The sequence below is a fragment of the Gordonia sp. McavH-238-E genome (assembly GCF_022348225.1).
Lineage (GTDB): Bacteria > Actinomycetota > Actinomycetes > Mycobacteriales > Mycobacteriaceae > Gordonia > Gordonia terrae.
On the sequence record NZ_JAKRFE010000032.1, the window covers coordinates 1 to 13909 of the forward strand.

At 67.7% G+C, this 13909-nt stretch carries 7 protein-coding genes; all 7 read right to left on the bottom strand.

The features are described 5' to 3' along the window. Positions 1-316 precede the first annotated feature (316 nt). Positions 317-1867 (bottom strand): acyl-CoA carboxylase subunit beta, encoded by a 1551-nt coding sequence (locus MHN80_RS25295; protein ID WP_101822542.1) that lies wholly within the window; start codon positions 1865-1867, stop codon positions 317-319. A gap of 50 nt (positions 1868-1917) precedes the next feature. After that, positions 1918-7215: a polyketide synthase Pks13 gene (gene pks13 / locus MHN80_RS25300; protein WP_239404102.1), complete on the bottom strand. Its 5298-nt coding sequence runs from the start codon at positions 7213-7215 to the stop codon at positions 1918-1920. 116 nt (positions 7216-7331) lie between these two features. Then, positions 7332-9233, bottom strand: a complete 1902-nt coding sequence (gene fadD32, locus MHN80_RS25305) for a long-chain-fatty-acid--AMP ligase FadD32 (RefSeq protein WP_004018730.1) — start codon at positions 9231-9233, stop codon at positions 7332-7334. Between the two features lie 258 nt (positions 9234-9491). Next, positions 9492-10502 (bottom strand): LLM class F420-dependent oxidoreductase, encoded by a 1011-nt coding sequence (locus tag MHN80_RS25310; protein ID WP_004018729.1) that lies wholly within the window; start codon positions 10500-10502, stop codon positions 9492-9494. A gap of 224 nt (positions 10503-10726) precedes the next feature. Beyond that, positions 10727-11740, bottom strand: coding sequence for a cutinase family protein (locus MHN80_RS25315; RefSeq protein WP_064571437.1), 1014 nt, complete (start codon positions 11738-11740; stop codon positions 10727-10729). Position 11741: 1 nt separating this feature from the next. After that, entirely contained in the window at positions 11742-12278 is a 537-nt protein-coding gene (locus MHN80_RS25320) for a DUF732 domain-containing protein (RefSeq protein ID WP_004018727.1), read from the bottom strand. A gap of 297 nt (positions 12279-12575) precedes the next feature. Further along, the coding region (locus MHN80_RS25325; RefSeq protein ID WP_239404103.1) for an alpha/beta hydrolase-fold protein at positions 12576-13909 on the bottom strand (1334 nt) is incomplete at its 5' end.

The window sequence follows — 13909 nt, forward strand, 5'->3', positions numbered from 1 at the left end:
CGCGGCAACGAGAAAACGAAGAAGGAAATCATCCGATGCCTCAAACGCTACGTCGCCCGCGAACTCTACAAAGCCTTCACCACCGACCTCGGAGCGCTTGACAATCTATAGGACCATCTCGTCGCTTGCGCTCCTCGCACCTCAGGGAGCGATGGGGGGGTCTGTCGTTCTCTGAGATCAGGGAGCGATGGGGGGTCTGTCGTTCTCTGAGCTCAGGGAGCGATGGGGGGTCTGTCGTTCTCTGAGCTCAGGGAGCAGTGCGCTTCTTCGGATCAGGGAGCGGAAACGAGTTGCCCTCGACCATCCAGGACGACGGTCAGATCGGCATCAGGAAGTGCTTGCGCGGGGTCTTGAGGACCTCCTTGTCGCGCAACTGCGCCAACGCCTTTCGAAGCTGCAGCCGGGTCTCGGCGGGTTCGATGACGGCATCGACGTACCCGCGCTCGGCGGCAAGGTACGGGGTGGCCATCATCGTGTTGTAGAAGTCGATGAACTCGCGACGGATCTTGTCTGCCTCGGCGGCCGAGAGACCTTCGGTCTGACGTCGGGTCAGCACGGCGGCCGCCGATTCGGCGCCCATGACCGCGATCTTGGCGGTGGGCCAGGCGAAGTTGACGTCGGCACCGAGGTGCTTGCTGCCCATCACCGCGTAGGCGCCGCCGTAGGCCTTGCGCAGCACGACGGTCACCTTGGGCACATCGGCCTCGACGTAGGCGTAGAGGAAGCGACCGGAGCGTCGGATGGTGCCCTTCTGCTCCTCGGCGAGGCCTGGGAGGATGCCCGGGGTGTCCACCAGGAACACCAGCGGGATGCTGAAGGCGTTGCAGATGCGCACGAAGCGTGTCGCCTTCTCCGACGAATCGGTGTCCAGCACACCCGACATCACGCTCGGCTGATTGGCGACCACACCGACCGAACGGCCGTCCACGCGGGCATACCCGGTGATGATGTTGGGCGCGAACAACTCGCCGACCTCATGGAAAGCGCCGTCGTCGAACAGCTTGATGATGATGTCGTGCATGTCGTACCCGGCGTTGTCGTTGTCGGGCATGAAGTCGTTGAGCGACAGGTCCGACTCGGTGATCTCCGGCTCGAGACCCGGGTTGATCACCGGCGGGCGCTCGTAGGCGCTCGACGGCATGTACTGCAGGTACTCGCGGACCCAGTCGAACGCGGACTTCTCGTCGACGGCGACGTGATGGATGTTGCCCCAACGCGCCTGGTTGTGCGCGCTGCCGAGGTCCTCGGCCGAGATCTCCTCGCCGTTGACCTGTTTCAGCACATCGGGTCCGGTGACGAACATGTACGACTTGTCCTCGACGGCCACCAGGATGTCGGTGTTCGCCGGGGTGTACACCGCGCCGCCGGCACACTTGCCGAGGATCACCGAGATCTGCGGCGCGAGACCGGAGAGCAGGTCGTTGCGACGACCCATCTCGGCGTACCACGCGAGTGAGGTCACGGCGTCCTGGATCCGCGCTCCGGCCGAGTCGTTGATACCGACCATGGGACAGCCGATCTTGCCTGCCCACTCCATCAGCGAGGCGACCTTGCGGCCGAACATCTCACCGACGGTTCCGCCGAAGACCGACTGGTCGTGCGAGAACGCCGCGACCGGGCGGCCGTGCACCAGACCGTGTCCGGTGACCACACCGTCGCCGTAACCACTCTCGGCCGCACCCGGCATCTTCGCCAGCGCGCCGATCTCGACGAAGGTGCCGGGATCGAAGAGCATGTTCAGACGCTCACGGGGAGAGCAGATCCCCTTCGCGGCGCGTTTCGCGAGCGCCTTCTCGCCTCCCGGTTCCCGGGCGGCCTCCAGCTTCTGGCGAAGGTCGGCGAGCTTGCCTGCGGTGGTGTCAGTCACGGTGTCTCACTTTCTACGCAACCGCTGTTTCCGATGAGCAACAAGTGACGCTACTTCTCGTCGATCCGCCCGAGCCGCGCGGCCAGATCGCTACCGATCCGGCCGATGTACGGCTCGTCGACGATCGACAGGTGGTCGCCGCCGACATGGATGATCTCCAGGTCGTCGACCACCTCGCCCCAGCGACCGTCCTCGTCGATCTCAGCCCATTGCGGCTCGAGTTCGATGGCCCCGGCGTGCATCTTGTCGGCCCGGTAGAGGACGACCTTGCCGTCATAGGGTTCGGGGGCGATGCTGCTCAGCACCCGGTTCTCGATGAACGAGGTCCGCTGGTGCTCGATGATGCCGCCGGGGATCTTGGTGCCCGACATCGACATCATCTCCATGATGATCGCGAACTGCCCCTCGTCGTCGGCCTCGACGAGACGATCCATCGGGATCGGCACATCGGGGTCGAGATCGTAGTTGCGGATCGCGAACTCCTTCCAGCGCTCGAGCCGCGCCCGCTTGCTGTCCGGGGTCTCGGTCATGTCCGCGCGGGGACGCACCACGTCGATCAGACCGACGAAGGCCACCTCTTCGCCGGCTTCGCGCAGGAGCTGCGCGACCCCATAGGCCAGGGCGCCACCGAACGACCAGCCGACCAGCACGTACGGACCATGTGGCTGCAGCTCGCGCAGGCGCGGAAGGTATTCGCGCACACGCTCTTCGATCGTCCCCTCGATCCCACGATCGAACCCGATGACCGGCCGGTCCTCGGGCAGACGCTTGAGGAGCGCCTCGTACGCCGACGTGTTGCCGCCCGCGGGATGGAACAGCAGGATCGGGGTCGGGTCGCCGGCAGACGGGTCGTAGACCTTCTTGCTGTCCGGGACCAGACGCAGGTAGCGCAGGAAACCGTCGGTGGACGCGCCGGCGTCGAGGTGCTCACGAACGTAGTTCGACATCTCCTCGATCGTCTCCGAGTCGAGGATGTCCTCGACGTCGATGTCGCCTCCGGTGCGCTCGTTCAACCGGTCGGTGAGCTGCTGGGCGACGTCCTCGGACAGGACCGGCAGCTTGTTGAAGATGCCACCGGCCGAGGCCTTGGTGACCACCGCATACGTGCCGAAGGTCAAGCGCTCGGCGGCATCTCGCGGCGGCACGTCCGAACCGGCGGCCTCGGCGACGGCCCGCTGCGATGTGATGTCCGTGGTCGCCTGCGGTGCTGCCTGACTCGGCGCTGCCGTCGGGGCCTCCTCGGGCACAGTCGGCGTCTGCGCCGGGGAGTCGGCGACCGCCGCCTCGACGTCGGCGGCGTCCTCGGCGACCTCGAGCTTGCGCTCCGGCGACTGCTCGGCGGGCTCGTCCTTCGAGTTCTGCTCGTCGATATAGGCGTTGAGGGCCGCGGTGTCGAGCTCGCCGCCGTCGCCGGCCTGGGCGAGATCGTCGAGCTGGTCGCGGTGGGTGACCGCGAACTCGACGAATTTCTGCACGTCGGCCAGATTCGCCTGGCGCATCGCCTGCAGCTGGAGCTGCGGGATGTCGAATTCGTACTCGACGCGGTTCTTGATGCGCACCGCCATCAGCGAGTCGAGACCGAGCTCGATCAGCGGGATCTCGCGCGGCAGGTCCTCGGGGTCGTAACCCATGGACTCGCCGACGATGATCGCGAGCCGATCACCCACCGTCTCACCGGATTCCGGGCTCCACTTGTTGCCGATGTCGTCGACGACCTCGTCCTCGACGACGACCTTGTCATCGGCGAAGACCGCGGCACCGGTCTGCACCGGCTCGGCCGGGGCGTTCTCGGCGGATGCGTCGGGGTCGCCGGTGACGACCGCCTCGAACAGCAACCGGAAGTTCTTGTCCGCGGCGGTGGCATCCGGGCGGGCATGGACCGTGACCGAGCCGCCGCCGGGATGCGGACTCAGCGTCGTGGTGACGGTTCCGGTCTTCGGGACCTCCGCGTGGGTCACGGACGCGCCGACGCCGGCGTTGGCGAGCACCTGCCCGGCCGCCGCATGGACCAGGGCACGTGGGTCGGTGACCGCCGAGGCGTTGACCTCCCACGCGTGCCGGCCGTCGGGCAGCGCCACGTGCGACCCCGGGACCTTGCCGGCCGAGCCACCTGAGGAGATGTTGGCGGTGAGCCAGAAGTCCTTGCGCTCGAACCGGGTACGCGGGATCGCCCCGTGGTCACCGGTGCCGAAGAGAGATCCGACGTCGACGGGATGGCCGTGGACGTAGAGCTTCATCAACGCGTTGACGAGACCGAAACTCTCGTCTTCCTTGCGCCGCAGGGTCTCGATCAGCTCGGCGTCGTGCAGCCCGGCCGAGAACGTCACCGCCGCAACGGAGATCAGCACGGCCGGATTCGGCGAGAGTTCGAGGAAGGTGCGGTGCCCGTTCTCCACCGACTTCGCGATCGCCTGGCTGAACCACACGCTGTGGCGCAATCCCTTGGTGAAGTAGTCGATGGTGTGCACGGGCTCGTGACCGGCGCGGTAGAACACCTCGCGGTCGACCGAGCTGTAGAAGCCGGTGGTGGGGCGCAGCGGCTCGATTCCGGTGAGTTCGTAGGCGAGTTCGCCCAGCAGCGGGTCCATCTGGGAGGTGTGGCTGGCACCCTTTGTCGCCAGTTTCCGCCCGAGCTTGCCCTCTTTCTCGGCCCGTTCGACGATGGCGTCGACCTGCGACTCCGGCCCGCCGATGACCGTATGGGTCGGCGCGGCGTAGACGCAGATCTCGAGGTCGGGGTAGTCAACCAGGACGTCGTTGATGTCCTCGGCGCTGTACTCGACCAGGGCCATCAGCCGGATGTCGTCGCCCTGCAGCATCGACTCGCCCTCACCCATCAGGCGGGAGCGCTGGCAGATGACGCGCGTGGCGTCCGCCAGGGAGAGTCCGCCGCTGATGTACGCCGCGGAGGCTTCGCCCATCGAATGCGGCACGAGCACACCGGGTTCCGCACCGTGATGGCGGAGAGTGTCGGCCAGCGCGACCTGGATCGTGTAGATCCCGACCTGGCTCTGCTCGATGCCGTAGGTCTGCTCGTCGTCGACGAACATCTCCGCGATCGAGTAGCCCAACTCGTTCTGGACCAGTTCGTCGACACGGTCGACGTACTTCGCGAAGATCGGGTTCTCGGTGTAGAGCTGCTTGGCCATCTTGCGGTGCTGCGAACCGAAGCCCGACAGCAACCAGACGGCCGACGCCGCATCGGGCGAATCCGACGAGTAGACAATCGGATTGCTCTTCCCGTCGGCGATCGCGCGAACACCGGTGAGCGCGTCGTCGTGGGTGCGGGCCATGACGACCGCGCGCGAGCGCCCGTGGTTGCGGTGGGCCAGTGCGCGTCCGATGTCGGCGAGCGGTGTCGACCGGCCGGCGTCGGACTCGAGCCACTCGAGCAGGTCCGCGGCGGCCTTGCGTCGGCGCGACGGCAGGAATCCCGAGATAACCAGCGGCACAACCGAACCCTCGACCGCGCACGGCGCGAAGCCGGCGGCGGGGTCGGGTGCGGTCTCCTCGACCACCGGATCGATGTTCTTCGCCTGCGCGGCGAGCACGGCGCGCTCGGCCTCGGTCAGGAACTCGTCCTCGCCATCGTCCAGCGAAGGTTCACCGGGGAGCGCCGACGTCGCCGGGAGTTCGGCGGCCGCGGCCGATTCCGCCGGGGCGGTCTCGGGAGCCAGGTCCTCGGGCCGCACCTCGCGCACGACGACGTGCGCGTTGGTGCCGCCGAAGCCGAACCCGGAGACACCGGCGACGGCGTGGCCGGAGTAGCGCGGCCATTCGGTGTTCTCCGGGATGACCTTCAGGTTGGTCGCGTCGAACTGGATGTACGGGTTGGGCCCGGTGTAGTTCCGCGAGGCCGGGATGACGCCGTGCTGCATCGCCAGGACGACCTTGGCGAGAGCGCCGGCACCGGCGGCCGACTCCATGTGGCCGTAGTTCGTCTTGACCGATCCCAGCAACATCGGCTGTTCGGGGGCACGGCCCTTGCCGACGACGCGACCCAGCGCGTCGGCCTCGATGGGGTCACCGAGGATGGTGCCGGTGCCGTGCGCCTCGACGTAGTCCACCGAGCGCGGGTCGATCGCGGCGTCGGTGTACGCACTCCGGAGCACATCGACCTGCGCCTCCGGGTTGGGGGCGGGCAGACCGTTCGAACGGCCGTCGGAGTTGACCGCGGACCCGGCGATGACCGCCAGGACCCGGTCGCCGTCGCGCCGGGCATCGGACATCCGCTTGAGAACGAGGAGACCGCCGCCCTCGGCGCGGATCATCCCGTCGGCGTCGGCCGAGAAGGCCTTGATGTGACCGTCTTTCGCCTGCGCCCCGATGCTGTCGAAGCCGAGGCTGGCGGCCGGGTTGATGATCATGTTGACGCCGCCCGCGAGGGCGACCTCGGATTCGCCGGTGCGCAGGCTGCGGACGGCCTGGTGGACGGCGACCAGGGACGACGAGCACGCGGTGTCCAGCGCGACCGACGGACCGCGGAAGTCGTAGAAGTAGGAGACGCGGTTGGCGACGATCGCGGTCGACGTACCGGTGAGCGCGTACGCCGCGGTGTCCTGGGCGCCCTCGCCCAGGCCGAGGGTCGCCAGCAGCTGATAGTCGTTGGTCGACGTCCCGATGAACACACCGACCGGCGCGCCCTTCAGGTCGCTGGGTGGGATGTGCGCGTGTTCGAGTGCCTCCCAGGTCAGTTCGAGCGCCAGCCGCTGCTGCGGGTCGACCATCTCGGCCTCGCGCGGACTCATCTGGAAGAAGTCGGCGTCGAACGTCCGGACGTCGTCGAGGTAGCCGCCGTGGGTGTTGGCGTTCTCGAGCACCTCGGCCAGACGCGGATCGGCCTTGAACTCGGTCCAGCGGTCCTCGGGCAGCTCGGAGATGCCGTCGACACCACCGAGCAGCGCCTCCCAGGTGGACTCGGGCGTGGTACCCGACTTCGGGAACCGCGTCGAGAGTCCGACGATCGCGATGTCGTCCTCGGCGCTGCGCTCGCGCTGCCAGAAGGTGTCCGCGTCGCCGTCGAGGCCCTCGTCCGGGTCACCCTCGATGATCCGCTGCGCGAGCGTCGCGATCGTGGGGTGGTTGTAGACAACCGTCGCGGTGAGGATGACCCCGGTCTTGTCCTCGACGTCGGCGGCGAGCGCCACCGCATCGCGGGACGAGAGACCGAGTTCCTCCATGGGACGGTCGACGGCGATCTGCTCGACGGGGAGCCCGGTGGCCTGCGACACCCACTCGCGCAGCCAGTCACGAAGCTGGTCGACGGTGAGGTCACCGGCGGTCTCACCGTCGGTGCCGGACGCGGCGGAATCGATGGTGCGGGCCTCGTCGGTATTCAGTTCAGACATCGCTTCCAGACTACTGATCTCGGGGCACCTGAACTGGTGCCGGGTGCATTATGAGCCCGCGGGGTGTCCGGGCGCGGCAACTCGACGCACTCACCCCGCCCGGGTCCGCAGGATCGCTACTCGGCGTCCGGGAACGCCGTCTGCTTGTAGCCGCCCCGGAGGCTGCCGTCGATGTAGGCAGCACGCGTCGCGCGACGGGCGATCTTGCCCGACGACGTGCGCGGGATCGAGCCGGCCGGCACCAGGAGGACGTCGCGGACCATCACTCCATGACGCTGGGCGACCGCGGCACGCACGGTGTCGGCGACCTCCTGCGGGTCGGCCTTACGACCGGGTCCGCGCTCGGCGACGATGACCAGCTGCTCGGACGCGTCATCGGCGTCCGGCTTCAGGCCGCTGCCGGCGAACTCGAACACCTCACCGGGCAACTGGTTCGCGGGCACCGAGAACGCCGCGACGAAGCCAGGGCGCAGTGCGTCGCTGGCCTCCTGCGCGCTGTACTCGAGGTCCTGCGGGTAGTGGTTGCGGCCGTCGACGATCACCAGGTCCTTGACGCGCCCGGTGATGTAGAGCTCGCCGTCGAGCCAGACGCCGAAGTCGCCGGTCCGCATCCAGATCGCGTCCGCGGGCGCACCCTCGGCGTGGCTGTTCTCGGGGAGCGGGGTGACCAGCTTGTTGTGGAACGTCTCCACCGTCTCGTCCGGCTTGTTCCAGTAGCCGGCGCCGATGTTCAGCCCGTGCAGCCAGATCTCACCGACGTGGCCGTCGGGTTGTTCGGTCGCCGTCTCGGCGTCGACGATGGTGGCCCACTGGCTCACCGCGACCTGGCCGCAGGACACCTGTGCGACCGCGTTGGGTGCATCGGCGTCGACGAGGGTGAAGCTGCCGGCGTTGAGGTCGTCGCGGTCGACGTAGACGATCTTCGCCTCGTTCTCGCGCTGCGTCGCCGACACGAACAACGTGGCCTCGGCCATGCCGTAACAGGGCTTGATGGCCGTCTTCGGCAGACCGTAGGGCGCGAACGCCTCGTTGAACTTCTTCATCGAACTGACGGTCACCGGCTCGGAGCCGTTGATCAGGCCGATGACGTTCGAGAGATCCAGCTCCTCGCCGTCCTTCGGCAGACCGCGCGCGGCGGCGTGCTCGAAGGCGAAGTTGGGCGCGGCGGCGAAGGTCTCGGCGCCGTCGGCGGCCGCGGCCAGCTCCTTGATCCAGCGACCCGGACGACGCACGAACGCCTGCGGGCTCATGATCGTGATGTACCGACCGCCGAGTGCGGGCAGGATCACGGTCAGCAGGCCCATGTCGTGGAACATGGGCAACCAGGTGACGCCGCGGGCCTTCCGGTCGATGCCGATGGTGTCGGAGATCTGCAGCACGTTGGCGGCGACCGCCTGATAGGTGATCTCCACGCCTGCGGGGACACGCGTCGAACCCGACGTGTACTGCAGGTAGGCCACGGTGTCCTTGTTGTGGTCCTGACCGGCGACCGGTGCCACCCAGCTCGACCCCACCGAATCCGGCACCGCGTCGACGGCGATGACGCGCGGGCGCTCCTTGGCCGGCAGCGGCGCGAAGAAATCGCGGACCGCCTCGGCGGACTTCGTCGAGGTCAGGATCGCGGTCGGCCGGCAGTCGTCGAGGACCGCGTGCAGACGGTCGGTGTGGCCGGGCTCGTCCGGGGAGAACAGCGGCACCGCGACGTTGCTGGCATAGAGCGCCGCGAAGAACCCGATCACGTACTCGAGCGACTGGGGCGCGAGAATCGCCACACGGTCGCCCGGCTTCGTGACCTGCTGCAGACGCGCCGCCACCGCGCGCAGCCGCTTACCGAACTGCGCCCACGTCAGATCCTGCGGCTCCCCGTCGCGCTCACGGCTGTAGTCGATGAACCGGTAGGCCAGTGTGTCGGCCTGCTCGCGGACGTTCTGCTCGACGTAGTCGACCAGGGTCGCTTCCTCGCTGAAAGAGATGTTCCCGGTCTCATCGAGAAAGTCTTCGAGTTCAGTACTCAGCATTCATTACTCCTGTGCCCCCTCGTGGACTCCCCCACGCGGGCGCAGATCTCCGGCGAGGTCTTGGCGACACCACCACGCAGTCCTGCCGTCCACGTCCTGTGCCGACCGCGGGATACGGTAGCGCACGTCCAGTTACCCAACGAAAAAACTCGCGTTCGTCATGCTCGGTTTCGCATGAGTGCGCGTCGCCCCTCGACGCGCACCCCCGGGTTCACCGACCCGTCACCTCGCTGTTGAGTCGCGAGACCGTCGGCCATCCTACTCCCCCTTCAATTGCGCCAGCACGGGCGCAAATGCATCCATCTGCGTCGGGAAGACCCCGACGTAGGACATGGTGGTACGGCGACGCACCTCCCGAATCTGGTCGGCGATCTCGTCGAAGCTGCCGATCGCGATGTACGGCGAGGTCAGCACGTCGTCGACGGTGAACTCCGTGTCGTGCGCGATGTTCGGCGGATAGCCCTGTTCGAGGGCCTTCAACGCCATCTCGGCGGTGGCGACCCGGTCGTCGGTGATGACGATGACGGCGATCGTCCAGTTCAGCTCGAGATCGTCGAACCGGTCGCCGGCGGCCTCACGGATGCGGTCGACGCGTTCGGTGGTCTTGGCGATGGTCATGTCGGACAGCTTCATCTTGCCGTCGGTGGTGGTGCCGGGAGCAACGGAGATGATGTCGGCGTGCTTGGCGGCCAGGGCCAGCATCTTGGGTCCACCGCCGCCCACGGCGATCGGCGGACGCGGTCCCTGCCTCGGCCGAGGACTGCCCTCGAGGCCGTTGATCTGGTAGAACTCGCCGTCGAAGTTCACCGTCTCGCCACGCATCAGGCCGTCGAGGACCGTCAGCGCCTCATCGAGGCGACGGATGCGCACACCGGGCGACTCGAACTCGATCCCGGCCTTGTCGAACTCTTCCTTCATCCAGCCGGCGCCGATGCCCAACTCGAGACGTCCCTTGCTCAGGACGTCGATCGTGTTGGCCTCCTTGGCGAGCAGGGCCGGGTGGCGCCAGCCGTTGGCGAGCACCGAGGTGGCCAGGCGGATCGTGCTCGTCGCCTGCGTCAGCGCGCCCAGCGCCGCGAGCGGGCCGACCTGGTTGCCGAGATGGTCGGGCACCGCGAAGGTGTCGTAGCCGTACTCCTCGGCGGTCTGCGCGAGCTTGACGAACTTGCGGGCACCGCCCTCGTCCTTGTTGCCCTCACCACCCGCGCCGAAGCGGAACTTCCGCAAACCGGAGGAGGCACCACCGGCATCGCTCGGGGGTTGCGTCATCGCTGTCCTCTCGTCGTGATCGCCGGATGGGTGAGGGCGCGTGCGCGCCCTCCGGCGTCCGCGGTGTTCCTCGGGCCAGCCCAACACGTTAATGCAGCGTGACGGCACCGCCAAACGAATCGGCCGACGCCGCCAGACGAGGTTACCGGCCGGTTGGTTCGACGATGGGACCGGTGGTGCATCGGTGGTGCCCGGCCGGTGTCGTCCGGACGGGCGAGCCAAGGTCAGTTGTGCTTGGGCGCGGGCGCGTCCTGGATGAGGTCCTTGGACCAGTCGTACATCCACTGGGTCGCGGTCTGGCCGTCGTTCTCCCAGTAGCGCGTCGTCGCATACATCGCGTGGATGGGGTTCGACGCCGCGTTCGCCAGTTTCGACACCGCCGCCAGCGGATTGACGATCGTCGGCGAGTCACAGATGAGATCGCCCGGCGCGCAGATGGATTGGACCCGATCGCGGAGGTCGCCGAATCCGCCGTTGCGCGGGCCGGTCATCGAGATCCCGGGTACGAGATTGCCCATCCCGCCGAGCGCGATCTCCGCGCCGACACCGTTGGGGCTCGGCTCGATGTCGTTCTGTTCACCCGGCTGGCGTCGGCCGTCGGCGATGAGCCCGACACCGAGCACGAGGTCCTGGTCGCTCTCGTCGAGCACGCCGCGGCCGTTGCCGATGTTGCTCGCGAGATCACCGGCGATGACCGCGCCCTGGCTGAAGCCCATGATCACATAGCCGGTCAACGGGCAGCGTTCGTTGGTGGAGATGATCTTGCCTGCCGCGCGCTTGTAGCCCTGGGTACGCGAGACGTTGTAGTCGGCCTGCCGGTCGGCCAGGTTGGTCGGGTTCCGGAACTGGGCCGTGTAGGGGACGGTGTAGATCTCGGTGCGCGAGGTGTCGAAGTCGTTCGACAGCGCGCGCGAGACGCGCAGCATCAGCGAGTTCGGATTCGCCGACGGCTTGTACGGATCATCGTCCGCGCTCGACTCCCAGGTGCCGGGGATGACGACCGTCAGGACATCGGGGCAGTCCGCGGGCTGGGCGTCGGGACGTTCGCCGGACGGCGGCGTGCTCGGCGGCCCACCGGGACCGATCGGCGCGGGGCCGGGCGCCAGCCACACCAGGACCAGCACGACGATGAGCACGATCGCGATGGCCGCGAGCGCGAGGAGCAGCAGAGCGAACTTACCGAGCCGCCGAACCGGACCCTTGCGGGTGCGGCCCGCGGCGTTGCGACGGGCGGCCACGTCAGCAGTAGTGCTGTTCTGCTGCGCGAATGACCTTGTCGGCCTTCACGTTCGCTTCTTCGACATTGTCTGCACCGGGACCGACGGAGGCGGTGACGAAGGCCTTCACCATGCTCGGGTCGGTGCCCTTCTGTTTGGCGCCGCAGACATACTTCGCCATGGTCAGCGCGACCGAGTTGTCGTTGTCCCCCATGAAGGTGACGTCCTGCTGCTTCAGCGCGGCCAGGTAGGCGCGGGCCTTGTCGTCGAGTGGTTGGCCGCTGGGCCCGGGGAAACTGGCCGGGACCTTCGTACTGGGGTTCGGCGCGGTCGCGGGCAGCTCCGACGTGCCGCCGGTCGTGGACGGGGTGGCCTCTGCGGAGGTCGTACCCGGCGTGCTCGTCGAGGACTCCGCCGCGGAGTAGAGCGAGGTCGTCGTGACCGGGTTGTTGGTGATCGGCGCACTGGCCGTCGAGTCGTCGGCGCAGGCCGACACGGACCCGAGCGCGAGAGCGAGGCCCGTCACGGCCAGCACCAGCCGCACACACTTCGTTGTCATCGCCACTTCCTGCCGAACCTTTCTCCGTCGAGATCGCGCACCACCGGACGATCCGTCCGGCGACACCTCACGCGTCCGGCCTGCGGCCGATCGCAATGCAGGAGCACCCCGCATCGCACACCACGTCAGGCTACCGCCCGCGCGGGGGCATTCCGGCCGCCGCACTCGCGCCACCTGCACAAACAGTCCGATTCCTCAGCGAAGTTTCAGGCCGCACACACGTGCGGTCGAGGTTAGGGGGCACCGACGGGTGCCCCCGTCCTCTTCTGTCGAATCCCGCCTCGCTCACCGGACTCCTCACTTGAGGACTTTGGTGCCGTCCTTCGCGGTCCAGGTGATCCGGCCGTGCTCGAAGTAGTTCACGCGGCCCTTGCCGTCGCGGGTCGGGAGTTCGTCGCTCGTCGGCTTGCCGAGACGACCGGCCGGACCGCCGGCGGCGACGTAGGCGCCACCGATCGCGCCCGTGACGATCTTCGGGCCCTTCGGTCCGGAGAACATGCGTCCGCCGGCGAAGTCCTGGGCCTTGCCGCCCGCCACCGGGTAAGACGGGGTGAGGCAGCCGCCCAGGTCCGCCTTGTTGGCGTCCCAGATCTTGCGGAAGGCACCGTCGACGCGGCATGCGACCGCATCACGCGACAGTCCGAGCGCGGCCGCGGCCTGCGGCCAGGCCTGCATCATCTCGAACTCCCAGTAGGGCCAGGTGTGCGTACCCGACGGCCGGTAGTTGGCCTGGCCGGGAATCCCCTTGCGATTCAACTGGATCGCGAACTGCTGCGAGGTGACGCGACTCAGCATCTCGAGTCCCACACCGGAGTAGTTGGTCGCAAGCATCGGGATGTCGGACGGTTTGTCGTGGGGCCCGACCATGCCGTTGCCCGACGACACGTACAGACTCGTGCCCTGCAGCTTGTCGACCAGCAGGTACGGATCGTGTTCCTTCCAGGCCGGGTCCGACGGCGGGCCGAACATCTTCATCGAGTCGTAGCCGCCACCGTCGCGCACCGCGAACTGGATCGCCTGCGGCATACCGAATGAACTCAGCTGCAGGATTCCCGAGAACGACGCCGCGAACTTGTAGAACCCGGGGTTGCGCGCGGCGAGCATCATCGCGGCGGAGCCACCCATCGACAGCCCCTCGATGCCGCGGACGTCGGTGGACCGCCAATCGTTCTCCAGGATGGGCGGCAGTTCCCGCATGAGGAACGTCTCCCACTTGTAGTTCTTGCCGCGATCGGGTTCCTTCCAGTCGGTGTAGAAACTCGACTCGCCACCGATCGGCAGGATGACGTTGACGTTCTTGTCCTTGTAGAAGTCGACGATCTTGGTGTTGATGATCCAACCGCTCTGATCGTCCTGCGCGCGCAGACCGTCGAGCATCGTCAGCTGCGGGAACTTCTCCTTCGGCTTCGCGTGCCAGTCGCGGGCCAGGAGGATCTGCACCTGGATGTTGGTGTTCATCGCCGGGGAGTAGATCCACAGGGCCACTCGCCGGTCGGTGTACCAGTACGTGTTGGTCACCTTGGCGGGTTGCGCGGCCGGGACCGACGCCGGTGCGACCGGGGCGCGCGAGCTCGGCGGTGCGGGTGCCGGCGCGCTGGGTGAGGCGGGCGCCGCGGGCGGTGCCGCGGGGG